General features: G+C 53.7%; 21 protein-coding genes. 9 read left to right on the top strand and 12 right to left on the bottom strand.

The genetic code is table 11. The features are described 5' to 3' along the window. Positions 1-8: 8 nt before the first annotated feature. Positions 9-755 carry an SDR family NAD(P)-dependent oxidoreductase gene (locus tag QLG08_RS03765; protein ID WP_161611153.1) on the bottom strand — a complete coding sequence of 249 codons (747 nt, stop codon included), beginning with the start codon at positions 753-755 and terminating at the stop codon, positions 9-11. A 181-nt stretch (positions 756-936) separates the two neighbouring features. Here QLG08_RS03765 and QLG08_RS03760 point away from each other — a divergent pair, with 181 nt between their 5' ends. After that, positions 937-2,070, top strand: a complete 1,134-nt coding sequence (locus QLG08_RS03760; RefSeq protein ID WP_078828723.1) for an acyltransferase — start codon at positions 937-939, stop codon at positions 2,068-2,070. A gap of 38 nt (positions 2,071-2,108) precedes the next feature. On the opposite strand, the gene QLG08_RS03755 is transcribed toward QLG08_RS03760, so the two are convergent. Continuing rightward, positions 2,109-2,303 (bottom strand): hypothetical protein, encoded by a 195-nt coding sequence (locus QLG08_RS03755; RefSeq protein WP_078828724.1) that lies wholly within the window; start codon positions 2,301-2,303, stop codon positions 2,109-2,111. Positions 2,304-2,853: 550 nt separating this feature from the next. On the opposite strand from QLG08_RS03755, the gene QLG08_RS03750 reads away from it, so the two are divergent. Next, positions 2,854-4,398, top strand: coding sequence for a methyl-accepting chemotaxis protein (locus QLG08_RS03750; protein WP_282472813.1), 1,545 nt, complete (start codon positions 2,854-2,856; stop codon positions 4,396-4,398). Positions 4,399-4,436: 38 nt separating this feature from the next. Here the strand turns inward: QLG08_RS03750 and QLG08_RS03745 are convergent, their stop codons facing one another. The 3 genes from QLG08_RS03745 to QLG08_RS03735 all read right to left on the bottom strand — a co-directional run bounded on the left by QLG08_RS03745 (position 4,437) and on the right by QLG08_RS03735 (position 8,081). Next, positions 4,437-4,910, bottom strand: a complete 474-nt coding sequence (locus QLG08_RS03745; protein ID WP_029570099.1) for an MEKHLA domain-containing protein — start codon at positions 4,908-4,910, stop codon at positions 4,437-4,439. A gap of 229 nt (positions 4,911-5,139) precedes the next feature. Continuing rightward, positions 5,140-6,462: a 6-phospho-alpha-glucosidase gene (locus QLG08_RS03740; RefSeq protein WP_161611151.1), complete on the bottom strand. Its 1,323-nt coding sequence runs from the start codon at positions 6,460-6,462 to the stop codon at positions 5,140-5,142. Further along, on the bottom strand, positions 6,459-8,081 hold the full coding sequence (locus QLG08_RS03735) for an alpha-glucoside-specific PTS transporter subunit IIBC (protein WP_014593869.1): 1,623 nt from the start codon (positions 8,079-8,081) through the stop codon (positions 6,459-6,461). Before QLG08_RS03735 ends, QLG08_RS03740 begins: the two co-directional genes overlap by 4 nt. A gap of 279 nt (positions 8,082-8,360) precedes the next feature. Here QLG08_RS03735 and QLG08_RS03730 point away from each other — a divergent pair, with 279 nt between their 5' ends. Both QLG08_RS03730 and QLG08_RS03725 read left to right on the top strand, forming a co-directional pair. Continuing rightward, positions 8,361-9,065 carry a GntR family transcriptional regulator gene (locus QLG08_RS03730; RefSeq protein WP_013026057.1) on the top strand — a complete coding sequence of 235 codons (705 nt, stop codon included), beginning with the start codon at positions 8,361-8,363 and terminating at the stop codon, positions 9,063-9,065. Positions 9,066-9,553: 488 nt separating this feature from the next. Next, positions 9,554-11,098 (top strand): methyl-accepting chemotaxis protein, encoded by a 1,545-nt coding sequence (locus QLG08_RS03725; protein WP_014593871.1) that lies wholly within the window; start codon positions 9,554-9,556, stop codon positions 11,096-11,098. A gap of 352 nt (positions 11,099-11,450) precedes the next feature. Here QLG08_RS03725 and QLG08_RS03720 read toward each other — a convergent pair whose 3' ends face one another. From QLG08_RS03720 to copC, 3 genes are read right to left on the bottom strand one after another with little or no spacing between them, the layout of a single operon-like run. Next, on the bottom strand, positions 11,451-11,798 hold the full coding sequence (locus tag QLG08_RS03720; RefSeq protein WP_110286799.1) for a YebY family protein: 348 nt from the start codon (positions 11,796-11,798) through the stop codon (positions 11,451-11,453). A gap of 27 nt (positions 11,799-11,825) precedes the next feature. Continuing rightward, complete coding sequence (gene copD, locus QLG08_RS03715; RefSeq protein ID WP_110286800.1) at positions 11,826-12,701, bottom strand: copper homeostasis membrane protein CopD; 876 nt, start codon at positions 12,699-12,701, stop codon at positions 11,826-11,828. Positions 12,702-12,705: 4 nt separating this feature from the next. Beyond that, a complete protein-coding gene (gene copC, locus QLG08_RS03710) occupies positions 12,706-13,080 on the bottom strand; it encodes a copper homeostasis periplasmic binding protein CopC (protein ID WP_110286801.1) in 375 nt (124 codons plus the stop codon). A gap of 150 nt (positions 13,081-13,230) precedes the next feature. On the opposite strand from copC, the gene QLG08_RS03705 reads away from it, so the two are divergent. Beyond that, positions 13,231-13,461: a DNA polymerase III subunit theta gene (locus QLG08_RS03705; protein ID WP_019105100.1), complete on the top strand. Its 231-nt coding sequence runs from the start codon at positions 13,231-13,233 to the stop codon at positions 13,459-13,461. Then, positions 13,461-14,132: an exodeoxyribonuclease X gene (gene exoX / locus QLG08_RS03700; RefSeq protein ID WP_013026063.1), complete on the top strand. Its 672-nt coding sequence runs from the start codon at positions 13,461-13,463 to the stop codon at positions 14,130-14,132. Before QLG08_RS03705 ends, exoX begins: the two co-directional genes overlap by 1 nt. Here exoX and QLG08_RS03695 read toward each other — a convergent pair. Together QLG08_RS03695 and QLG08_RS03690 are read right to left on the bottom strand one after the other, a co-directional pair. Continuing rightward, the gene (locus QLG08_RS03695) at positions 14,116-16,188 is read right to left on the bottom strand and encodes a prolyl oligopeptidase family serine peptidase (RefSeq protein ID WP_282472812.1); all 2,073 of its coding nucleotides are present in this window, start codon (positions 16,186-16,188) and stop codon (positions 14,116-14,118) included. The two genes, exoX and QLG08_RS03695, sit on opposite strands and share 17 nt — an antisense overlap. A gap of 115 nt (positions 16,189-16,303) precedes the next feature. Continuing rightward, a complete protein-coding gene (locus QLG08_RS03690) occupies positions 16,304-16,948 on the bottom strand; it encodes a DUF533 domain-containing protein (protein WP_015700169.1) in 645 nt (214 codons plus the stop codon). A 170-nt stretch (positions 16,949-17,118) separates the two neighbouring features. On the opposite strand from QLG08_RS03690, the gene purT reads away from it, so the two are divergent. Then, complete coding sequence (gene purT, locus QLG08_RS03685; protein WP_014605678.1) at positions 17,119-18,297, top strand: formate-dependent phosphoribosylglycinamide formyltransferase; 1,179 nt, start codon at positions 17,119-17,121, stop codon at positions 18,295-18,297. A 54-nt stretch (positions 18,298-18,351) separates the two neighbouring features. On the opposite strand, the gene QLG08_RS03680 is transcribed toward purT, so the two are convergent. Together QLG08_RS03680 and zwf are read right to left on the bottom strand one after the other, a co-directional pair. Beyond that, positions 18,352-18,990, bottom strand: a complete 639-nt coding sequence (locus QLG08_RS03680) for a bifunctional 4-hydroxy-2-oxoglutarate aldolase/2-dehydro-3-deoxy-phosphogluconate aldolase (RefSeq protein ID WP_014605677.1) — start codon at positions 18,988-18,990, stop codon at positions 18,352-18,354. Between the two features lie 186 nt (positions 18,991-19,176). Continuing rightward, the gene (gene zwf / locus QLG08_RS03675) at positions 19,177-20,652 is read right to left on the bottom strand and encodes a glucose-6-phosphate dehydrogenase (RefSeq protein WP_013026068.1); all 1,476 of its coding nucleotides are present in this window, start codon (positions 20,650-20,652) and stop codon (positions 19,177-19,179) included. A gap of 370 nt (positions 20,653-21,022) precedes the next feature. On the opposite strand from zwf, the gene QLG08_RS03670 reads away from it, so the two are divergent. Further along, positions 21,023-21,886: a MurR/RpiR family transcriptional regulator gene (locus tag QLG08_RS03670; RefSeq protein ID WP_014593880.1), complete on the top strand. Its 864-nt coding sequence runs from the start codon at positions 21,023-21,025 to the stop codon at positions 21,884-21,886. Between the two features lie 294 nt (positions 21,887-22,180). Continuing rightward, a complete protein-coding gene (pyk, locus tag QLG08_RS03665) occupies positions 22,181-23,623 on the top strand; it encodes a pyruvate kinase (protein ID WP_013026070.1) in 1,443 nt (480 codons plus the stop codon). Positions 23,624-23,635: the final 12 nt, after the last annotated feature.

Below are 23,635 nucleotides of genomic sequence, written 5' to 3'. Positions count from 1 at the left end.
GCCGGGGCTTAGCTGTATTGCACCAGCATCTGCAATGCCTCATCAAACTGCCCTTTCGCTTCGGCCTCGCGAAAGTAGCGCACGCGTTCCACACAGACTTCGGTGGGCGTTGTGCCGCTGTGCAATAACGTCATAACCTCATCGGCGAAGGCATCAAGCGGCATGCTGTCAGGATCCTGAGACTGCCCGGGCGCTAACTCGGTTTGCACCTGTGGCGGGATAATCTCAATCACCTCAACCTTCCCTTTTAACAGCGGCCGAAGGGCTGCGGTATAGGAGTGAAGTGCCGCTTTAGTGGCGCTGTAGGTCGGCGACGCAGGGAAAGGGACAAATGCCAGCCCGGACGACACGTTAATAATAGCCGCAGCGGGCTGAGCGCTCAGGTGATCGATTAGCGCATCAGTGAGCCTGACGGGCGCAATAAAATTGGTTTCGGTCATTCTCACAACATCGCTCAGGTCGCGGCGTGAAGTGATGTCCTCAGGGCTAAAGACGCCAGCATTGTTGACTAAAACATTCAGGTGCGGATACGTCTGGAGCAGCAGAGGAATGGCGTGACTGACGTCATCCGCATCGGTGACATCTAAAACCCAGGTCGCTATGCCTTCTCGTCCGGCCGCCGCTTCGTCCAGCGCGTCCTGACGACGCCCGGTAATAATCACCTTGTTCCCGGCGTCATGCCAGCGATGCGCCAGTGAGCGCCCAATGCCCGTTCCCCCACCGGTGATCAACAATGTATTGCCGTGCTTATTCATCTTGCGTGCTCCCGTTTGAACCGCCATAAATAATCAGCGAGCGCATTATCTCGCCGATTAATTATTAACCACAGCGTCAGAATCCTCTCACTTTTTTCTCAACGGGTGGACTTAACCACCACGTTAGGGCTTAGTTACCGCCTTAGTGCAAGTATAACTAACTGATTAACGGGGTTTTACCATGTCTGCGACACGAGGTTGGTCCACGGAACTGGAGGGGTTACGCGGCATCGCTTCTCTTTGGGTACTGCTGGGACACATAAGTCTGCTTATCCATTGCCATATTACCTTGATCTCCTCACCCGGCATTGGCGTGGATCTCTTTATCCTGCTTTCGGGCTATCTGATGGCAAAAAACTATGTGGAACGCCAGCACAAGGAGCCCTGGCAACGCGCGGAAACCATTAAAAAATTCTGGTTACGCCGTTTTTTCCGCATTGCCCCGCTTTATTATCTGCTGCTGGCGGTTGCCCTGATCTATGGCCCCTGGTTTGGTGAGATGCGCGATACCATTGCCCAGTTTTATTCCGGGACCGCAACAGAATCTTCACGCTATGCGGATCAGTCGTTCATGAACGTGCTGACGCATCTGTCATTCCTGTTTGGCGTGCTGCCCGCCTATGGATTCAATACCACGCTGCCCGACTGGAGCATTGGGCTGGAAATGCAGTTCTATCTGCTGTTTCCGTTTATGATGCTGGCGGTGATGCGCTTCGGTTACGCGACCGCCCTGCTAAGCATGATGGCGCTGAGTTGCGCAGGCCGTTACCTGCTGCCCGACTACTATGAAGCCTTTGAAATGCCGTCAATGATTCTGATTAAACTGAATATGTTTATTTCAGGCATGCTGCTGGCTGAAGCGGTACGCCGTAAATCCCTGCTGTACGTGCTGTTTGCCCTTGCCGGACCGGCCGTAAGCGTGCTGATTGGGCTGGGTGCCATTAAGCTGCAGGTGATGCTGGAAGCCTTAATGATTATCGGTATGGCGGCCGTGCTCTGGCAGTATCAGGAAAGCAGCCTGATGGCAAAACTGATCCGCATTCCGCGTAAGGTGTTAAACAACCGTCTGAGTACATGGTTGGGCGATGTGTCGTTTTCGGTCTACTTGCTGCATCTGCTGATCGTGATCCCGGCCATTGCGCTGTTGCTCAATCAAACGGACATTGAGTATCAAAATGATCTGACGCGTTTTTTGATTGTTTGTGCCGTATCGATTCCGGTGACCTACGCGCTGGCATCATTACTGTTTAACTGTGTGGAAAAACCGGGAATAAAACTGGGCAAGAAGTTTCTGGCACCCAGGCCTGCACGCTGATGAAAAGATGGCTCGCACTGGCGAGCCATTTTTTTACTTCACAATGCTTTACCCACGTCGTGCTGCCTCTCTCTTACATGCTCATCCGGTGATTCCGGCGTATCTGCGATGCTGCTGTGCGTCTTTAATCCCGCATAATGGGTGGGATCGGCCCTGCTGTGCGTCAGACTTTGCGCCGTTGCGCCGAATGAAATGATCAAAAACAACCAGGCCACTGCTAACGGTTTCCTCATTGTGCTTTCCCATGCTGTGAATGGAGTCGCTATAGTGAAGAAACTGGCGTAATGAACTGTCTGATAAACTTAAAATTCATGTCAAGATTGTTACCCCGATCACATATTTATCGGACGTATACGCGCTGTGTTCGTCGCACAGGCACACCTTACCCAACGCCGTCACTTCAGAGTTTGATCTGTTGGGTAGCGTGACGGGATCACTGATGAGCAACAGAGTGGCGAGCGCAGATCCAGGCCCGCTACGAGGTCATGTCTGCCCTTCGCTGCCCGTCGATCCGGGTTAGTGGCAACCACCATTTAAATTTATGATTTAATAAAAAACGCCCCCTCAACCTGACTCAATACATCAACCCATTGCATATTTTTCGGCCATTACCTTACGATATTCAAGACATAACAAAAATATCGTCATCTATTGATTAAGATCATTTTTTAAATTCAAAATAATAATATTAACGATACTTATGTAAATTTTGGCCTTTTTGTTAATCATTTTCCTGACGCGTGCCGATAGAGAACAAAACAGCAATCCATCGGGAACATATTTATGAAAATCTCCACTCGTCTTGCAACCGGTTTCGGTTTGTTAATTTTGCTTTCCATTATCTGCACCTCTGTCTCACTTAACTCGCTGCATAACGCTAAAACCGGAATGGATGAGGTCGTGAATGTCAAAATGCGGAAGTACCAGTTGATTCTTGATATGCGCGGCGAACTCAGGGATTTGGCGATAGCCGTGCGAAATCTGGCCTTGTTGAGCGACGTTAAGGAAATGCAGCCTGAATGGGAGCGTCTTGAAGCGCAAAAAAAACTGTTCGCGGAAAACCGTGAAACGCTTGAGGTGATCATGCAAAGCCAGTCCACGGCTGAAGAACAGGCTGCCTTAAACCACATTAAAGAACTGGAAGGCACGGTGATGAGCGCTTTCGAAGCTGCCGGGCAACTGGGGCTGAAGAATGAGCGAGATGAAGCGACGCGTTATCTCATGGAGACCTTGCGCCCCTTGCAACGCAATATGCTGGATGCGCTAAACAAAACCACAGAAATTCTCATGCATAACAGCCGCAACGCGGTGGAAGTTAACAGCGTGGCAACCAGCCGGGCGTCCTTGACGCTGGTGTTTTTATCCGTGCTTTCCGTGCTGTTCTCCCTCGCCACCGGCTATGTCATCACCCGGGTGTTAATGCGCCAGTTGGGCGGTGAGCCTGCCCAGGCCCAGGAACTGGCGGCCGCGATTGCCTCGGGCGATTTGACCGCCAGCGTCACGCTCCGCCGTAATGATTCCACCAGCCTGCTGGCTTCACTGGATGGTATGCAGGCTAAACTGCGTGCTCTGGTGTCAGAGATCAAACAGACCTCGGGTAACGTTGCGCTGGCAGCGGAAGAGATCGCCCAGGGGAACACGGAGCTGTCCTCCCGGACCGAACAGCAGGCCGCCGCCCTGCAGGAAACCGCAGCCAGCATGGAACAGCTCACCGCCACGGTGAAAAGTAACGCCGCCGGTGCGCAAAGCACTGCGTCAACTGCCCGTGAGACCGCCGTGCTGGCGCGCAGTGGCGAAAGCGACGTACACCGGATGTCGGAAACCATGAACGACATTTCGCTGAGCGCGTCTAAAATTCGCGATATCACCGGCGTTATTGAGGGCATCGCCTTCCAGACCAATATCCTGGCCCTCAATGCCGCGGTAGAGGCCGCGCGTGCTGGCGAACAGGGCCGGGGTTTTGCCGTTGTCGCAGGTGAAGTCCGCACCCTGGCCCAGCGCAGCGCGACCGCAGCAAAAGAGATTAAGTCGCTGATTGAGCAAGCGGTTGAACAGGTTGGCAGCGGCGTCAAAGTCGCCAACGGTACAGGTGAAAGCATCCTCAAAATCGTCAGCATGGTCGGCGACCTGGCCAGCGCGATGGATGAGATCTCACTGGCCTCCTCCGAACAAATGCAGGGCATTTCTCAGGTGAGCGTCGCCGTCAGCCAGATGGACAGCGTCACCCAGAACAACGCGGCGCTGGTTGAAGAGTCATCCTCTGCTTCTCAGTCCCTTTCTGAACAGGCGCACGCATTACGCGGCATGGTAGAAGCGTTTCGGGTATAAGCCTGTCAGCACACGGCAGAAAGGCGTCGTCGCGCCGATCAGAACGCTGCCAACGCGTGACGGGGGCTGGGCCAGAACAGTGCGGCCTGGCCCCATCCCGCCTCATCGCGTCCGTCTGACTGCCAGACTTCGCCATCGTAGATAATGAAGCTTTTGCCCTGCTTATCGACACGCGGTCCGCTGTAGCCGGTGGCAATGCCATCGCGTCTGACAATATCCAGCAGGCGCTGTCGTGCTTCCCTGTCGAAAGGCCCGGCACTGAGTCGTGACGGCAGTTGCCGTATCTCTTCCGCACTGTATTTGAAGCAGTTCAGAGCACAACGATTGGCATAGACAAACACGGGATCGGCTGCGGTACTGTGGGCAAGAATGCTGTACGGCGCCTGTTCATGCAGCCACTGATAACGGTCATCGATATCATGAGGACAGTAAAGCCCATGTCCGGTGAGCGATCGGTAGCGTTCATCAATACGCTTCAGTAAGGTCAGTGGGGTTACAGTCGACACGATCATCTCCTTTGCAAGCGTCAGGATACGAGGCGCTAATGTGGCGGGATGCGCGCTGAAAATCAAGCACGCGCAACGGTGGAGAGGCATGACGCGGCAGTGCACACTAGAATATTGACGACTCTCGCGCGCGATCCACAGAGTTATCCCTCACGGCATTCGATTCTCCTGGTTTGCCCTGTCTGCGCTAAAGACAGCCAGCCTGAACGCGAACCCAGGCTGGCTGACGGGCGCTCTAGCTCAACGGCGGCCAGAAGGCTTTATTTGCCTCGATAAGATCGTCGAGAATAGCTTTTGCAACGGCGGCACTTGGTACCGTTTTAGATAAGGTAATGGCCTGCCATAACGTGTGCCGGGAGCGCTGTTCCCATGCCTCCACCACGAGCTTTTCGACCGCAACCTGCTGACTCATTAACCCCTTCTGGAAAGTCGGAATGTCGCCAACCTGAAGAGGTTCCGCACCGTTGCGCCCCACCAGACAGGGAATTTCCACCATAGCGTCCGCATCAAAGTTGGGGATAGCGCCCTGATTAGGCACAATGAGCAGCATACGCTCCTGGGTATTGAAGGCGATCGCGGTCGCCAGATCGACAATATAGGAAGCATGTTCGTCTATCTCCAACTCCCCGGCGGATGAATGCCCGGCATCGGTGATTGCCCTGCAGGCGCTGAACACCTGCTTTTCACGATGCTCCATGACCTCATTAGCGCGGGTGCGTTCAGGGTTGGAATGCGCGACCACATAATCTGGGAACAAATAATATTTCAGATAGGTATTGGGCAACGTCTGGGGATCCAGCGCTTGCACATCGCGCGCCTTCAGGAAAGTATCCTTCCAGCTGGACTCCACTGATGACGATCCAGAGGGCGGAACATAGCCGTACTTTGCCACGTACTCACGCAGCTGTGGCATTAAATCATTCCCCTTCAAATCTTCAACAGCGGTCCACCAGCCAAAATGATTGAGCCCGTAGTAGCGCACCCGCATTTGCTTGCGATCTTGCAGACCGACAATTTTTGCCATCCGACTTTCAATACCAATCGGCATGTCACAAATATTCAGGATTTTAGCCTCAGGTCGCAGGCGTCGCGTTGCCTCAGCCACGATGGCGGCCGGGTTGGAATAATTCAGCATCCAGGCGTCGGGTGAGTACTGTTGCATATAATCGACAAGCTCAAGGACACCGCCGATTGAGCGCATGCCATAGGCAATACCACCCGGCCCACAGGTTTCCTGGCCCAGAACACCATGACGCAAGGGGATTTTTTCATCTTGCTCACGCATGGGATATTTACCCACCCGAATATGCGCCATGACAAAATCGACGTCACTGAATGCTTCCTGCGGATCGGTGGTATAGCTGAACACAATGTCAGGTGCCTGTTCCTGCAAGATAATCTTACAGGCCCGGGCAATGGTTTCCTGACGGGCCGCGTCATTGTCGTAAAACTTCAGCTGGCGTAAAGGAAAGCGGTGCCGGTTCGCCAGGAGCATTAGCACAATACCCGGCGTAAAGGTGCTACCGCCGCCCGCAATTAAAACTGAGAATGTCTTCATAAAGGTTTCTCCATGGTAAGTGTTGCTTCAGACCGGGCCGGGTCTTTCATTTGGCTTTCAAGTTGCTCGCGCACCTGGGGGACCTGTAAGCCCACAATGACCTGAATACTGTTGCCACGCCGGACGACACCGTGGGCGCCCAGCGCCATAAACGCGGCATCGTTCTGCGTTTTGGCCTCATCGAGCAGTGTTATGCGCAGGCGCGTGGCGCAGTTGTTGATGCTGGCTATATTGCTGGCCCCACCCAGCGCATTCAGAAAACCCCAAGCCTGATCGCGTTGCGGGTTATGCCCGCCCGGGGAAGCTGGCGCTGCTCGCGCTGCCCGATAGTCGGCCTTGTTGTAAAGCCTGACGTCACTGTCCTCCCGACCGGGTGTTTTCAGGTTCAGCCGCAGGATGAGTTGGTGAAAAACCACGAAGTAGAGCCCCGTGAAAACCAGGCCTATACCGATTTGGGTAAAGATCATGCCGGCATGGTTAGGGAACATTGGGATCCAGTTTTGCGGCAGAAACTGGTCCAGTAAGCCGCCACCGTAGTTCCCTACCACGCCGCACATATACATTGCTGTCGCCATGCTGGCGGCCAGCACAGCGTGCACCGCAAACAGCAGAGGCGAAATAAACAGGAAGGTAAACTCCAGGGGTTCAGTGATGCCGACCAGAACGGCTGTCAACGTGGCCGGAATTAACAACCCTGCGACTTTGACCCGGTGACGCGCTGAGGCTGTCGAATAGAGCGCCAACGCAATCCCCACTGCGCCGAAGACTTTTGCATTGCCATGAAGCGCGAAACCGCCCTGAGGAAACAGTTGTTTGAGTGGTTGCGTACTCTGGCTGAAGGCCTGCAGATGCTCTGCCCAGTAAACCTGGATGCCGCCTTCAACCACTGCCGGGCCAAAGATAAAAGGCCCATAAATAAAGTGGTGCAGTCCTGTCGGGATCAGGATACGTTCCAGAAAGGTATAAACCCACACGCCAACCGCGCCCGCATCGCGTAAAAACTGTTGAAGCGACTCGATGCCCATTTGAATTTTGGGCCAGCCAAACAGCGTTAACCAGGCACAGGGGATCATCGCTAAGAAGGCAACAATGACGACAAAAGATGAGCCCTGAAAAATACCCAGAAAAACCGGAAGCGGTTTTTCAAAATAACGATTGTGTAGAGCCGTCACCAGACCGGCAATGACGATGGCACCGATGATGCTGGTATCCAGTGTTTTTATCCCCGCGATCATGGCCAGTCCGCTTCCGGCTTCTGTTCCTTTGGAAAAATCGACGGCAAAAAAATCGCCCCAGGTGCTGCCCATGGCATTAATTAAATAATTCCAGGTTAAAAAACTGACGACAACGGCCAGACATGCTCGCCCCTGAGCCTGTTTTGCCAACCCCACCGGGAGGCCAACCGCGAATATTAACGGCATGTTTCTAAAAACCGTCCATCCGCCCTCTTCAATAATGAAGACAATTTGATTAAATAAACTCTCTGGATGCGTTAATGCTTCCCCTACAAATAAAGGGTTGCGTAACATAATGGAAAGACCAACGATGATACCGGCGAAGGGAAATAATAATACCGGCGTAAACATGGCGCCGCCAAAGCGCTGTATTTGACTGAGCATTTAAGTTCCTCACGTAACGATTCTAAGGATACATCGTTAAAGTCAATGTAAACGCAGCCAAAATAAGGCAGTCACGCCTCTGGCAGAGTGGGACATTAACGACTTCGTGAGCGCCCTCATGGTTTTAATTTTCATCATGACGTCTATTTTCATGGCAATAACTAGACATCTCACAGCGCGGCTATAGGAAATAAAAAATCTATTTATTTATCCCCCTGCACGCATTAACTTTATGCAAGGCCTGTTGACGGTTATGTCTCCCTCTCAGGAGGTACAAAAGTGATCTATAAATTTATCGCTGACAAACTGCGTCTCCGGCTAAATTCGCCCTTTGTCGCGGTCGGGAGTGCTATTCCGGCTGAAAAAGTGCTCGCCACAGAGTTTGGCGTGGCGAGAATGACCTTGCGTAAGGCAATAGATTTACTGGTCAGAGAGGGGTTGCTGGAGCGACGGCATGGCAGCGGAACCTACGTGTCCGCAAAGGATATCAGTCATGAAACCAGTTCGCTCACCGGGCTGGCAGAAGTCTTACGTCTGCAGGGAAAAGAGGTGATCAGTAAGGTACTGGCGTTCGAGTTAATCGCCGCCCCTCCCGCCATAGCCGATCAGTTACGCATAAACAGTGGTGAACGCCTCTTTTTCTCACGTCGGTTACGTTATGTTGATGAAAAGCTGCTGATGCTCGAAGAAAGTTATATGCCAGTGAAAATATTCCCTGACCTTAGCCTGGCCCATTTGGAAAAATCTAAATTTGACTATATCGAGCAGGAGTGTGGCATTGTTTTAGAGGGCAATTATGAGTCATTAAGACCGGTTTTATCCGATAAGCGCCTGTCGCACCTGATGGATATCGCTGAAAAAACCCTCCTACTCAGAGTCGACTCGCTTTCATACAGCAATACGGGCTCTTTTATCAACTACGCCGTGATGTACAGAAACACCCACGATTATCAGGTTAACTACCATCTACGACGCACGGGTTGAGTGATCAGAGATGTCAGTACGCTTCATCAATGCGCCAGAGCGCTTCTCAGGTGTAATATAATCGCCCGTTCGAATCACAGGTGCCTTGCGTGAGAGTGAATCTGGCTAACACCCTGCAGCAGGACGCTATATTTATTGGGGACGGGTGAACGTGTCGTCTTATCTGTGCATTTAGGAAAAACGCCACACATTAGGAAAATGACAAGACTTATTTCAAATCAAGGTCAGGCAGTGCTGCCCTCGCCGTTCATATATCGCGCCAGCGCGCTGCTGTGTTTACTAAAAGCATTTTAAATATCAATTACCCTCTCCTGATTACCTGCACTCAATTGATTAATTGAACTTATAAGTCCTTTTAAAGGACCATTACTCTGGAAACTTTCACCCTGCTTGCGGAATTTACTGTTTCAAAAATATGTCTATTTTATTAATTTTTTACACGTCCTTTGCCGATAAGAACCCTGAACTTAACTTTCAGGAATTCTAAGATGAAAATCTCCACGCGTCTGGCAATCGGTTTTGGCCTGTTAATTCTGCTTTTTATTATCTGTATTACTATTTCTTTTAAAGCACTGCATTCCGCCAGCACCGGTATGGATGATGCGGTCAATGTTAAGATGCGAAAATATCAGCTCGCCGTTGATATGCGAGATGAACTGAGAGACATGGCGATTGCCGCGAGAAACCTCGCGCTTCTCAGCGATGTAAAAACCATGCAGCCAGAATGGGAGAGGCTGAAACTGCAAAAAGCAGCTTACTTAAAAAATCGCGAAGCGCTTGAAACAATCATGCGTACGGATTCCACGCCCGCCGGACGTGCTGCGCTGGAAAAACTTCAGGCCAATGAAGCGCAGGTGATTTCCGGTCTGGAAAAAGCCGGTCAGCTTGGCCTGGATAACCGTCCTCAGGAAGCCACAAATTATCTGATGGTGACGGTGCGTCCTGCTCAGCGTACGTTACTCAGTTCACTTGGTGAAATGACCAACGTTCAGTTGAATAACAGTCGCAACGCAGTGGAAGAGAATAATCGTTCAACCCGAACCTCAACACTCGTTTTGGTTATCCTGGGCCTGCTTTCCATCGTTTTTTCTGTCGCCACCGGATGGATGATTACCCGTTTACTGATGCGCCAGTTAGGGGGCGAGCCTGCTCAGGCCCAACTCATTGCGGCGGCCATTGCTAACGGCGATCTGACCTCGGCGGTGCACCTGCGTCCTAAGGATACGTCAAGTCTGCTGGCATCCCTTGACGGAATGCAGGCTAAACTTCGCGGCCTGGTTGTCGAAATCAAAGATTCTTCAGCTAACGTTGCGCTTGCTGCCGATGAAATCGCGCAAGGAAATACCGAATTATCGTCCCGTACCGAAGAGCAGGCTGCCGCGCTTCAGGAAACCGCTGCCAGCATGGAACAGTTAACCGCGACGGTGAAGAGTAATGCCTCCGGGGCACAGCATACAGCCACATCAGCTCGCGAAACGGCCAATCTGGCTCAACGCGGCGAAGCAGATATGCAACGGATGTCGGCAACCATGAAAGACATTTCAGACAGTGCTGCGAAGATTCGTGATATAACCGGCGTGATTGAAGGCATTGCTTTTCAGACCAACATTCTGGCGCTCAATGCTGCCGTTGAGGCCGCGCGTGCCGGTGAACAAGGGCGCGGGTTTGCCGTGGTGGCTGGCGAAGTCAGAAATCTGGCCCAGCGGAGTGCTACCGCCGCGAAGGAAATTAAAACCTTGATTGAACAGGCCGTGCAGCAGGTTGAAACCGGCGTAACCGTCGCGAGTGGAACCGGTCAAAGTATCTTGAAAATCGTTAACATGGTGGGTGAACTGGCAACGGCTATGGATGAGATCTCGCTGGCCTCTTCCGAACAGATGCAGGGGATTTCTCAGGTGAGCGTCGCCGTGGGCCAGATGGACAGCGTTACTCAGAACAACGCCGCACTGGTTGAGGAATCATCGTCCGCTTCACAATCCCTTTCTGAGCAGGCACACGCGCTGCGCGGTATGGTAGAAGCGTTCCGGGTGTAAACGCCCTTTCGCACAGGAGGGAGAAACGCGATCGCGCCGGTTTCGTTTCTGCCATCCTGTTGCGTGAGCCGGGCCAGTAGCGTGCGGCCAGGTGAACACCATCCCCGCTGTCTGGGCCGTCATGGTGAGCGTTGAAAGGCAAAAAAAGACCGAACACGATTCCTGTATTCGGTCCAGGGAAATGGCTCTCAAGGAGCCGTGCGCTAAAAGTTGGCATTAATAGAGGCTTTCGCCTTGCTTCTAAAGCGTAGGACAAAGCGCCAGATTTTCCAGCCAGCGCCGCGGCTCAGACCATAAACCCGACAGGTTTGTGACCCGTAAGACAAATTTGCGCACGCTTGCCTGCATCGTCTTATTTTGTGCACAGCGCCTGTGCACGATCCACGACAGGTTGCAGACTCATCATACGATCCGGATGCGCTTTATCCGGCGCCTGAATCACGCTGATGGGCTGTGCCTTCACCCGCTTAGCATTGACCTGAGCCTCCGCGTTCTCATTAAGCGGGTACTGCATCAGCGTGCTGGGATTGATGGCAAACAGCGATCCATCTTTCTCACAGGTCAGCATCACCTCTTCACGATTAAACGGCCACTTGTCTTTACCAATTTCGAAACGGCTGACGGTGATGATTTGTGCCGCTGCTGCCTGACCAGCCAGCGTTAATAACAGCAGTGTGGGGATCGCTTTCTTCAGCAACATAACTTACCTTTATGGGGTTTTCATCATTCAGGTTGGTGACAACGTAGCAAACACGCTGACCAACCCCACTACGCCGCATGCCAGCACAATTTCCAGCTGGGTCATGCGAATAAACAGTCGTTGTGCGGCAAGGCCCGCAATGTGAAAGCGCGGCACCAGCCAGTAACGATTCCAGAGCGCAATCAGCACCATAAGCATGACCAGCCCTGCTTTGCACAACAACAGTACAACATAATCGTTGAGATGCCAGTTTGCTGGCGCCCCGGCAATCAGCAGGCTGTTAACGACACCGGTAATTATCGTTAAGGCGACGGCAACGTGACCATAACGGGAAAAACGCATCATGGTGCGGATTGCGGCTGTCCGGTATTCGATGTTACGCGCCATGCGCATCAACACCAACACAGGCACTAACCCGCCCGCCCAAAAGGCGGCGGCGAGGAGATGTAAGGCCTGGTTACTTTGTTGCAAGAGCCCGGCGATACCCTCGCGCATGGCGGCATGGCCCGTTAGCGCCAGACAGCCAGTCTGTAGCAGGCCAGTTAACAGCCAAACCTGCTGACGGGGGCGGTCACGCATGACAATCGCAGCCACGCTACACAGCGAAAAGAGGAGCTGCCATTGCCATACGGCCCCCCAGCGGGTTGTGAATACCGCCAGCCACACAGCCGTCTCTGACAAATTGTGCCAGTCACCACTCATCAACACATTTTGTGTGGCCAGCATCGCCAGTGCCGACAGCAGGGCCAGCCATGTACTCCACTTCATTAGCGGAAATAATCGCGCGGCCAGCGAGGTTCGAAAGGCAACCGGTGCCAGCAACCTGCTGTAAAAGGCACTGCCAACCAACAACATTAATGCCGTGAAATGCAGTGTGCGCAGCACCAGCCACAACAGGGTCACAGTTTTATTTCACGGTGAAGGTATAGCTTCCGTGCGTTTTGTGCCCGTCAACGGACAGCACGTGCCAGTTTACCTGATAAGCGCCCTGCACCAGCGGCTGGGCAAAATCAACCCGCAGGCGGTCGTGCTGCTTGCCATCCAGCCGGGCCTTTTCACCCACGGCTTTATGCTGTGCATTCATGACGTCAACGCCACTGAATGCGGCTTCAACGTCTTCGGTGAAGCTCAGCGTAATGTGTTGCGGCGCAGGCGTTACCGCCGCGTTGGCTGCCGGCACCGACGACGCTAAGTGGGCGTGCGCCAGTGCAAACTGACTAAACACCACTGTGCCGGTGGCGATCAGAGCCAGCACCCCACGTGAAATCACGGTTTTTTTCATCACTTCATCCTGTTAACGGCGGCAAAGCCCACGAACGTGGCGCAAGAATACGCCGCTGAAATTTAACTGTCGAGGCCAGCAATGCTATCCTGTCCCTTGCGCCAGGAGGAGGAAAACATTACTTTTGGTCACGCTTATCGGGAGAATATCATGAGTCACAACCTTGCCTTGCTGTCGCAGGAAGAGAAAGACAAAGTCAATGTCGATCTGGCTGCAGCAGGCGTTGCTTTTAAAGAGCGCTACAACATGCCTGTCGTGGCAGAAATGGTCGCCAACGAACAACCTGAAGCCCTGCGGGACTGGTTTCGTCAGCGTTTAATGCATTACCGCCAGGCCTCTCTCAACCTGTCACGCCTGCCCTACGAGCCTAAACAGAAATAATGATGCTACGCGTTATCGATACGGAAACCTGCGGACTGCAGGGCGGCGTGGTTGAGGTTGCATCGGTAGATGTGATCGACGGCCAAATCGTCAATCCAATGAGCGATCTTGTCTCACCCGATCGCCCCATCAGTCGTCAGGCCATGGCCGTGCACCGCATAAGTGAAGCCATGGTGATGGGCAAACCGCCCATTGAAGAGGCCATCCTGCGCTACCACGGCAGTCCCTTTTACGTGGCCCACAACGCCAGCTTTGACCGTCGGATGTTGCCGGAAATGCACGGCGAGTGGATCTGTACCATGACGCTGGCTCGTCAGCTATGGCCCGGCATTAAATACGGTAATCAGGCGCTTCGGCACAGCCTCAAGCTGGATGTGACGCCGCCAGCGGATTTGCATGCTCACCGGGCGCTGTACGACTGCTACGTGACGGCCGCGCTGCTCATTCGAATTATGGAACTGTCCGGCTGGCGTGCGGACGAAATGAGTCTGCGCTCGCAGCCTGCCGCGCAGCGTGATGATGTGCTGCCGTTTGGTAAATATCGTGGTCAGGCGCTGGCCGTGGTGGCCCGAAAAGATCCGGGTTACCTGAAATGGATGCTGGATAACGTGAAAGATTTGCGCCCACCGTTACGGCAGGCGCTGCGCAAGTGTCTTAGTCAGCTTCCGTAAGCGCGGCCGGAGGCAAACTGCCCTGAGCAAGGGCGATGATGAAGGTGAGCTCCAGGGCAACGCCTTCATAGGCCTTGTAGCGCCCAGACTTACCGCCATGCCCCGAGTCCATATCGGTGCAGAGCAGCAGCAGGTTATCATCGGTTTTATATTCACGCAGCTTAGCCACCCATTTTGCCGGTTCCCAGTATTGTACCTGTGAATCATGCAGGCCGGTTGTCACCAGCAGGTGGGGGCAGGTTTTCGCCGCAACGTTGTCATATGGGCTGTATTGCCGGATATAGCGATAGTACTCCGCGTCATTCGGATTACCCCACTCGTCATATTCCCCGGTCGTCAGTGGAATAGACTCATCAAGCATCGTGGTGAGCACATCAACAAAAGGCACCTGCGCAACCACACCGTGATAGCGCGTGGGCGCCAGATTCATGACTGCGCCCATCAGCAATCCCCCTGCACTTCCTCCCATCGCATAGAGCCGGTCCGGGTGCCCGAATCCACGCGCCACGAGCCCGTTTGTCACGTCGATAAAATCGGTGAAGCTGTTCATCTTATTGAGCAGGCGGCCACCGTCATACCACTGCTGCCCCATCTCCCCGCCGCCTCGCACATGCACCAGCGCATAGATGAACCCGCGGTCCAGCAGGCTGAGCCGACTGACGCTAAAGTCAGCGTCCATGCTACTGCCATAGGCGCCATAGCCATACACCAGCATGGGGTTCTGCCCTTTCTGAAAATGGGTGCGGTGGTACACCAGCGAGACCGGCACTTCTGTGCCGTCAGAAACGGTGATCCAATGGTGCTCGCTTTTGTACTCATCCGGATTGAAGTCTTTGACCGCACTTTGTTTTAAGATGCGACGTTCCCCCGTATCCATATCCAGTTCAAACAGCGTGGCGGGCGTGGTCATGGACGAATAGCCATAGCGCAGCTTACTGGTGCGCGGCGTAGGATTGTAAGCCAGCCAGGTAACGTAAGTGGGATCGTCAAACGCAATGCCGCTGGTTTCTCCCGTCTCCCAGTTGATTTGCCGCAGGCTGGTCAGCCCACGCTGGCGCTCCTCTACCACCAGCCAGTCACGAAAAAGCTGGAAATCCTCCATTACGATATGGTCGCGCGCGGGGATCACGGTTTGCCAGCGCGCTTCATCCAGATAATGGCTACGGTAGAGTCCGAAATTTTTACCCTCGCGATTCGAGCGGATGAAGAACGTGTGATCATAATGATCAAGACTGTATTCATGATCGCGCCGCCGGGGCAAAAAAACCTGCGGAAGGGCGTCCGGGAAATCCGCATCGATCAGCTGAATCTCGCTGCTGCTGGTGCTGTATAGCACGATCAGGATGAACTGTTTCGACGTGGTTTTATGAATGCTGAGGTGATAGGTATCGTCTTTTTCTTCGTACACGAGCCGATCGTCGTGCTGGGGCGTACCCAACTCATGCCGCCATAGCTGATAAGGCAACAGGGTTTGCGGATGTTTACGAACGTAATAGAGGGTGCGTGAATCATTCGCCCACGCAAAGCTGGACGAGGCATCGTTAAGCACTTCCGGATACCAACTCCCACTGTCCAGATTGCGAAAACGAATGCCGTACTGCCGCCGGGAAAGGAAGTCCTCTGCCACTGCCAGCACCCGGTTATCCGGGCTGATGTGCAGTGCGCCCATAGTATAAAAATCACTGTGTGATGCGCGCTGATTCGCATCCAGCAGCAGTGTCCACGGGTCGCTCTCATCGCTGTCAGCGGGCTGTCGGTAATAGGCGGCATATTCATTGCCGCTTTCATACCGGCTTTGATAGCGATAACCATTTTTCACATAGGGTACTGAGTGGTCCTGCGGCGGCAGGCGATCGATAATCTCATGCAGAATGCGATTCTGTAAGGGCTGTTGTGAGCCCATGATTTTCTGGCCGTAATTGTTCTCAGCGCGTAAATAGTCCAGCACCTCGTTGTTTTCACGCCTGTCGTCACGTAGCCAGTAATAATTGTCGATGCGCGTTTCGCCATGCAGCGATAATTCGTAAGGGATTTTTTTTGCGCTCGGTGCTTTCATGTCATCCGTCCCGCTGAATGTAATGAACACTAAGCGTGGCACTAATGTAAAGAGATGCCAAGTAAAGTGACGGTAATGTGAGGTTGTGCAGGGCCATATCGCTGGCCCTGTGCGGTTAGCCCGCTTTCTGCTGCAGGATATCCTGCTGAATGCCGTCACGCACATCCTGCGGGATTTTTAGCGCATCGCCCAGGGCGGAAAGATAGCTGCGCTCCATGAAGTGGTCCACATCAATGGCGGCGCAGCTCAGAAAATAGAGTTCAAGCGCCTCTTCTTCATTTTTGACGTCCGCCGCGAGCCACTCGGGGTCCAGCGGTCGCTGCATGGCCTGCTGGATGAGTTTTTCGGCATCCTGACCATAGCCAGCCTCGTGAATATTATGCTCAATCGCCGCGCGTTCCCGATCGTCAATATGGCCATCGCTTTTAGCAGCAAAAACCAGCGCGGTCACCAGCCGCTCCGCCCGCTGATCCACTGGCGTTTGCAACTCACCAAAGCCGGGATCGTTTTGATGCGTTTCGCGTACCCGCTGCTTATATTTGTTCCACAGCACGGCACCCGCCGCGGCCCCGCCGCCGATAATCAAAGCCTGACCGCCATATTTCGTTAACAACTTTCGGGATGACTTACTGGCCACCAGCATGGCTGCCAGCCCGCCTAAAGCCCCCGGCGCCAGCATATCGCTTAATCCTCCGCTGGATTTACCCTCGCTGCTTTTTTTAGCCAGTACCGATTGAATCTGTTGCAGCCAGTTATTCATCATCATCTCCCTTTACCATTCAGAAACAACATCATTACCAAAAAGATGTCAGGAAACGTCAGAGCAGGAAAAGTAGCGCAAACCCAGGCAAACAAGCTGAAGGGTGAGAACGCAAACGTTTTCGTATATACTGCGCGCGCATTTTGACTGCTTCGATTTTAGGGGAATTTATGACGACTCTTGGAACTGCGCTGCGCCCTGGTGCAACGCGCGTAATGCTGTTGGGCTCCGGTGAGCTGGGGAAAGAAGTTGCGCTGGAATGTCAGCGCCTGGGTGTGGAAGTGATTGCCGTTGACCGCTACGCTGATGCACCTGCCATGCATGTTGCTCATCGCAGCCACGTGATTAATATGCTGGATGGTGACGCGCTGGCCGCAGTGATTGCGCAGGAAAAGCCTCACTTCGTCGTACCCGAAATTGAAGCTATTGCGACTGAAAAACTCCTGGAGCTGGAGCAGCAAGGCCAGCACGTCGTGCCGACCGCCCGCGCGGCGCGCCTGACCATGAACCGCGAGGGCATTCGCCGTCTGGCAGCAGAAGAGCTCGCGCTTCCCACTTCCCACTACCGTTTTGCCGACAGCAAAGATAATTTCGTGTCTGCCGCCGCCGAAATTGGTTTTCCGTGCATCGTGAAGCCAGTGATGAGCTCTTCAGGTAAAGGTCAGAGCTTTATCCGGGATGCCAGCCAGCTGGAAAAAGCCTGGGACTATGCGCAGCAGGGCGGCCGTGCGGGTGCCGGGCGCGTTATCGTGGAAGGCGTGGTGAAGTTTGATTTTGAAATCACCCTGTTAACGATCAGTGCCGTTGACGGCATTCATTTCTGTGCCCCCATTGGTCATCGCCAGGAAGACGGGGATTACCGTGAATCATGGCAACCTCAGCAAATGAGTGAGCTGGCGCTGCAGCGTGCGCAGCACATTGCGGAAACCGTGGTGAAAGCGCTGGGTGGCTATGGGCTGTTTGGCGTAGAGCTGTTTGTCTGCGGCGACGAAGTGGTGTTCAGCGAAGTCTCCCCTCGCCCGCACGATACCGGTATGGTGACGCTGATTTCACAAGATCTGTCTGAATTCGCGCTTCATGTGCGTGCGTTCCTTGGCCTGCCGATTGGCACCGTTCGCCAGTATGGTCCTTCCGCGTCAGCCGTTATCCTGCCGCAGTTGACCAGTCAGAACGTGCAGTTCGTCAATGTGGAGGCGGCATTGGGTTCAGGTTTGCAGCTGCGCCTGTTTGGCAAACCTGAAATCGACGGTCAGCGCCGTTTAGGTGTTGCCCTGGCCTGTGCGGATACAACTGAAGAAGCCGTTGCGCGTGCCGTTGCCAGCGCGGCGGCTGTCAGCGTTCAGGGATAGTGCCATTGCGGTGAGTCAGTGACTCACCGCTCGCGTTTGACTTCCCGCCGGAGATTACTCCGCGCCAGCGACAGCGTCGCGCGCCAGTTGCGTGATTCGCTGCCAGTCGCCCACTTCCAGTGCATCGTTTGGCACCAGCCAGGAACCGCCGATACAGAGCACGCTTTTGAGAGCCAGATAGTCGCGGTAATTTGCCGGTGAGATACCGCCCGTCGGGCAGAAGCGTACCTGAGGGAAAGGCCCGCCGATGGCCTGCAACGCTTTTACTCCACCGTTCGCTTCCGCAGGGAAAAACTTGAATTCCCGCAAACCATAGTCCATGCCGGTCATCAATTCTGACACGGTGCTAATGCCGGGAATCAGCGGAATCGGGCCTTCAACGGCGGCCTTAAGCAGAGACTCGGTAATCCCCGGGCTAATGACGAACTGGGCACCCGCCTGCGTGACTTCCTGCAGCTGTTGGGTGTTAAGCACAGTGCCGGCTCCCACAATGGCGTCAGGTACGTTTTTAATGATGGCGCGCAGGGCATCCATCGCCACAGGGGTGCGCAACGTGACCTCAAGTACCTTGACGCCACCGGCGACCAGGGCCTGAGCCATGGGAACGGCATGTTCCAGCTTGTTAACCACAATCACCGGTACGACCGGTCCGGTTTTCAGAATCTGTTCGGCACTCGTTTTCCAGTTTTTCATCACGTCCCCTGATGGATAACATTGGGAGCAGCACGGCGAGGACATCGCCAGGCCAGCCCGGTTAACAGCGCTACTACCATACAGGATCCGCCGTTTGCCCGTCTATGACCGGGAAGGATTTTTAAAACGGCAGTTCATTTTTGAGAGTTGGTGCAAAAAAAAGCCCGCTCGCGGCGGGCTGGGTGGTTATTCAAATTCGTTCCAGGAGCGGCCATCACGGGTAATCATTGCCACAGAGGCCACCGGCCCCCATGTTCCCGCCTGATAAGGCTTGGATGAGTCGCCGTCGGCTGCCCAGGCATCGATGATGGAATCCACATAGGTCCATGCCGCTTCCACTTCATCGCGACGCACAAACAGCGCCTGAATACCGCGCATGGATTCCAGCAATAAGCGCTCATAGGCATCGGCCAGATGAGACTGATTGAAGGTTTCTGAGTAGCTCAGATCCAGCTTGGTGGTTTGCAGTTTGTGTTTGTGATCAAGACCCGGCACTTTATTCAGGATCTCAATATCCACGCCTTCATCAGGCTGCAAACGAATAGTGAGTTTGTTCTGCGGCAACTGGGAGTAGGAATCCTTAAACAGGTTCATCTCCGGGTTTTTGAAATACACCACGACTTCTGAGCATTTGGTCGGAAGACGTTTACCGGTACGCAGGTAGAACGGTACGCCTGCCCAACGCCAGTTATCGATGTCCACGCGAATAGCCACAAAGGTTTCGGTGGCGCTGGTCTTATTGGCACCCTCTTCTTCCAGATAACCTGGCACTTTCTTGCCCTGAACGAAGCCAGAGGTGTACTGACCACGCACCGTTTTCTCGCGGACGTTGGTTTGATCGATAGGACGCAGCGAGCGCAGTACTTTCACTTTTTCATCACGAATACTGTCGGCGCTGAGATCGGAAGGCGGTGACATGGCGATCATCGTCAGAACCTGTAACAGATGGTTCTGAATCATATCGCGCATCTGGCCCGCTTTATCAAAGTAGCCCCAGCGTCCTTCAATACCCACTTCTTCCGCCACGGTAATCTGCACGTGATCGATCGTGCGGTTATCCCAGTTATTAACAAAAATGGCATTAGCAAAGCGCAGCGCTAACAGGTTAAGAACCGTTTCTTTGCCCAGATAGTGGTCAATACGGAAAACCTGACTCTCATCAAAGTACTCACCCACGCTGTCGTTAATTTCTTTTGAGGTTTCCAGCGAGGTACCGAGCGGTTTTTCCATGACAACACGCGCGGGTTTAGCGTTCAGCTTTGCCGTGCCCAGTCCCTGACAGATCGCACCGAAGGTGCTGGGCGGCATGGCAAAATAGTTAATGGTGGTACGGCTTTTCTGGTCCAGCATCTTACCCAGGCGTGGGAAGTGCGACGTATCGTTTACATCAAGGTTACAGAAATCGAGACGGTTGCTGAGCTTGTCCCAGAGTGCTTCATCGATCTTTTCCTTCATGAAGGTTTCTAACGCCTCACGCACCACTTTGGTGTATTCGGCTTTATCCCACTCGGCACGGCCCACGCCGATGATGCGGGTTTCTTCATGAATCTGGCCCGCTTTCTCTAACTGATACAGCGAGGGCAACAGTTTACGACGGGCGAGATCGCCTTTGGCGCCGAAAATTACCAGATCGCATGCCTGGGCTATTTGTGTTACCGCCATTTTCCTCTCCTCGTTGCAGGATTGTCCCGGTGGCGTTGCGTCCTGAGCACCGGGTCCAAGTTGTCATTTTCTTTCAGCACAATGTACTTTTTTCCCCAGGCCAGGTAAACCAGCCTGCGGCGTCACGACGCTAACTCTGCACCCAATTAGCGTCTGGGGTATGTTGACACGTGCGCTTTCAGTTATTTTTCTGTGTCAAATATTGTCTGGCTAAAATCCAGTACGGGCCTGATTATCGCAAAAAAAAGGGCCGCAGACTTATCAGACCTTGCGCCCACCTCGGTCAGGCGGGGTATATTCTCCGTTAATTTCCTGTAACAACAGTAATTATTCATATTAACAGATATTCCACGCTTATCAGGTCAGGACTATGTTGGATAAAATTCGGGTGCAGATGAGTGCGCTCAGTAAGTCAGAGCGTAAAGTGGCACAACATATCCTTGCTTCTCCGGAGCAGGCGATACATTCCAGTATTGCTACGCTGGCACGGGCGGCGGAAGTGAGTGAGCCCACCGTCAACCGGTTTTGCCGCCATCTTGGCACGGCGGGTTTTCCCGACTTCAAGCTTCAACTTGCTCAGGCGCTGGTCAAGTCCCCTAACTGGCTCAGTCGGGACGTGCAGGAAGATGACAGCGTTGAGCGTTACAGTGAGAAAATATTCGATTCTGCCCTGGCCGGGCTTCAGCGGGTGCGGGAGCATCTCGATCTTGCCGCGCTGCAGCAGGCCGTGAGCCATCTGACGCATACCGATAAAATCACTTTTTTTGGTTTAGGTGCCTCCGCTGTGGTGGCACACGACGCCTTCAACAAGTTTTTACGCTTCAACCTGCCGGTTATCTGGTCAGATGATGTGGTGATGCAGCGAATGAGCTGTATCAACAGCCGCGACAAAGAGGTGTTTGTTTTGATCTCTCATACCGGCCGTACCCGCAACATGGTTGAGCTAGCGCAGATGGCAAAGGCCAACGGCTCGACCGTTATCGCCATTACCTCAGCCGGATCGCCACTTGCCCATGAAGCCTCGCTGGCGCTGCTCGTCGATGTGCCCGAGGATACCGATATCTATCTGCCGATGGTGTCCAGGCTGGCTCAACTCACCGTGATCGACCTGCTGGCGACCGGTTTTACCCTGGAACGGGGGCCCGCTTTCAGGCAGAACCTGAAGCGGGTAAAAGAGGCGCTAAAGTCATCTCGTTACGACAAACCCGCCATTGCCGATAACGATAGCGTCTGATCTCTGTGCCCTGGGTTCATTTTCCCGATACCGCGTAAAAGCGATCGGAAAAGTGACATCATATGCGCCTGGTCAATTAAGCTTTCGCTAATGCCGTGAGGGGGATGACTTCCTTGATGAGTCTCAGTATTGTATCTAACAAAATCGCCCTTTCTCGACAGGGTTATGGCGCAGTGCCACAGTTCTGACACACTCGAATGTATAATAATACCTCTGTGTGGTAAGCAGTATCTGATGGGCTAACACCTTAAAATGTAACGATTCAGCTCAGTTCCAAACTCCAAAGGAATCCCTATGTCTCGACGTTTAAGAAGAACCAAAATCGTAACTACCCTCGGCCCAGCCACTGACCGCGACAACAACCTCGAAAAAATCATTGCAGCTGGCGCCAACGTCGTGCGTCTTAACTTTTCCCACGGCACGGCTGAAGATCATCAGTTGCGTGCTGATAAAGTCCGTCAGATTGCCGCAAAACTGGGACGTCATGTTGCCATTCTGGGCGATTTGCAAGGCCCTAAGATCCGTGTCTCGACCTTCAAAGAAGGCAAAGTGTTCCTGAACGTCGGCGATCGTTTCCTGCTGGACGCGGCGATGGGTAAAGGCGAAGGCGACAAAGAGCGCGTGGGCATCGATTATAAAGGTCTGCCTGAAGACGTGGTGCCTGGCGATATTCTGTTGCTGGATGATGGTCGCGTACAGTTAAAGGTGCTGGAAGTTCAGGGCGTAAAAGTTTTTACTGAAGTTACGGTAGGCGGCCCGCTCTCCAACAATAAAGGGATCAACAAACTGGGCGGCGGGTTATCAGCCGAAGCCCTGACCGAAAAAGACAAAGCAGACATCATCACCGCAGCCAAAATCAATGTGGATTACCTGGCCGTTTCTTTCCCGCGCTGTGGTGAAGACATGCACTATGCGCGCCGTCTGGCGCGCGACGCAGGCTGTGATGCGCTGATGGTGGCGAAGGTTGAACGTGCTGAAGCCGTTGCCTCGCAGGAGGCGATGGACGACATCATTCTGGCCTCAGACGTGGTCATGGTGGCCCGCGGCGATCTTGGCGTTGAAATCGGCGATCCGGAACTGGTGGGTATTCAGAAGGCGCTTATCCGCCGCGCCCGTCAGCTTAACCGTACCATCATCACGGCAACCCAGATGATGGAATCCATGATTACCAATCCAATGCCCACCCGCGCTGAAGTCATGGACGTTGCCAACGCCGTGCTGGACGGCACAGATGCCGTGATGCTCTCTGCTGAAACCGCCGCAGGCCAGTACCCGGCTGAAACGGTCGCGGCGATGGCAAAAGTGTGTCTGGGTGCAGAAAAAATCCCCAGCGTGAACGTCTCTAAACACCGCCTTGACGTGCAGTTTGACAACATCGAAGAAGCCATCGCGATGTCAGCCATGTACACGGCCAACCATCTGCAGGGCGTGACCGCCATTATTACGATGACGGAATCAGGCCGTACGCCGTTGATGACCTCGCGCATCACCTCTGGCCTGCCGATTTTTGCCATGTCGCGCCACGAGCGCACGCTGAACATTACGGCGCTGTTCCGTGGCGTAACGCCGGTATTCTTCGACAGCAATAATGAGGGCGTAGCAAACGCGCACGACGCGGTTAATCTGCTGCGTGATAAAGGCTTTCTGCTGTCGGGTGACCTTGTCGTGGTCACCCAGGGTGACGTGATGGGCGCAACCGGAACAACCAACACAGGTCGTGTGCTGCGCGTCGATTAATTCCGCCTTTTT

This window comes from Pantoea sp. V106_11 (assembly GCF_029967885.1).
GTDB lineage: Bacteria > Pseudomonadota > Gammaproteobacteria > Enterobacterales > Enterobacteriaceae > Pantoea > Pantoea ananatis.
This window is presented reverse-complemented; position numbering and strand designations above follow the sequence as displayed.

What these genes read in the sequence shown, in the direction of transcription:
- QLG08_RS03765 (WP_161611153.1), bottom strand. Translation starts at nt 755, where the DNA reads ATGAATAAGCACGGCAATACATTGTTGATCACCGGTGGGGGAACGGGC.
- QLG08_RS03760 (WP_078828723.1), top strand. Translation starts at nt 937, where the DNA reads ATGTCTGCGACACGAGGTTGGTCCACGGAACTGGAGGGGTTACGCGGC.
- QLG08_RS03755 (WP_078828724.1), bottom strand. Translation starts at nt 2,303, where the DNA reads ATGAGGAAACCGTTAGCAGTGGCCTGGTTGTTTTTGATCATTTCATTC.
- QLG08_RS03750 (WP_282472813.1), top strand. Translation starts at nt 2,854, where the DNA reads ATGAAAATCTCCACTCGTCTTGCAACCGGTTTCGGTTTGTTAATTTTG.
- QLG08_RS03745 (WP_029570099.1), bottom strand. Translation starts at nt 4,910, where the DNA reads ATGATCGTGTCGACTGTAACCCCACTGACCTTACTGAAGCGTATTGAT.
- QLG08_RS03740 (WP_161611151.1), bottom strand. Translation starts at nt 6,462, where the DNA reads ATGAAGACATTCTCAGTTTTAATTGCGGGCGGCGGTAGCACCTTTACG.
- QLG08_RS03735 (WP_014593869.1), bottom strand. Translation starts at nt 8,081, where the DNA reads ATGCTCAGTCAAATACAGCGCTTTGGCGGCGCCATGTTTACGCCGGTA.
- QLG08_RS03725 (WP_014593871.1), top strand. Translation starts at nt 9,554, where the DNA reads ATGAAAATCTCCACGCGTCTGGCAATCGGTTTTGGCCTGTTAATTCTG.
- QLG08_RS03720 (WP_110286799.1), bottom strand. Translation starts at nt 11,798, where the DNA reads ATGTTGCTGAAGAAAGCGATCCCCACACTGCTGTTATTAACGCTGGCT.
- copC (WP_110286801.1), bottom strand. Translation starts at nt 13,080, where the DNA reads ATGAAAAAAACCGTGATTTCACGTGGGGTGCTGGCTCTGATCGCCACC.
- QLG08_RS03705 (WP_019105100.1), top strand. Translation starts at nt 13,231, where the DNA reads ATGAGTCACAACCTTGCCTTGCTGTCGCAGGAAGAGAAAGACAAAGTC.
- exoX (WP_013026063.1), top strand. Translation starts at nt 13,461, where the DNA reads ATGATGCTACGCGTTATCGATACGGAAACCTGCGGACTGCAGGGCGGC.
- QLG08_RS03695 (WP_282472812.1), bottom strand. Translation starts at nt 16,188, where the DNA reads ATGAAAGCACCGAGCGCAAAAAAAATCCCTTACGAATTATCGCTGCAT.
- QLG08_RS03690 (WP_015700169.1), bottom strand. Translation starts at nt 16,948, where the DNA reads ATGAATAACTGGCTGCAACAGATTCAATCGGTACTGGCTAAAAAAAGC.
- purT (WP_014605678.1), top strand. Translation starts at nt 17,119, where the DNA reads ATGACGACTCTTGGAACTGCGCTGCGCCCTGGTGCAACGCGCGTAATG.
- QLG08_RS03680 (WP_014605677.1), bottom strand. Translation starts at nt 18,990, where the DNA reads ATGAAAAACTGGAAAACGAGTGCCGAACAGATTCTGAAAACCGGACCG.
- zwf (WP_013026068.1), bottom strand. Translation starts at nt 20,652, where the DNA reads ATGGCGGTAACACAAATAGCCCAGGCATGCGATCTGGTAATTTTCGGC.
- QLG08_RS03670 (WP_014593880.1), top strand. Translation starts at nt 21,023, where the DNA reads ATGTTGGATAAAATTCGGGTGCAGATGAGTGCGCTCAGTAAGTCAGAG.
- pyk (WP_013026070.1), top strand. Translation starts at nt 22,181, where the DNA reads ATGTCTCGACGTTTAAGAAGAACCAAAATCGTAACTACCCTCGGCCCA.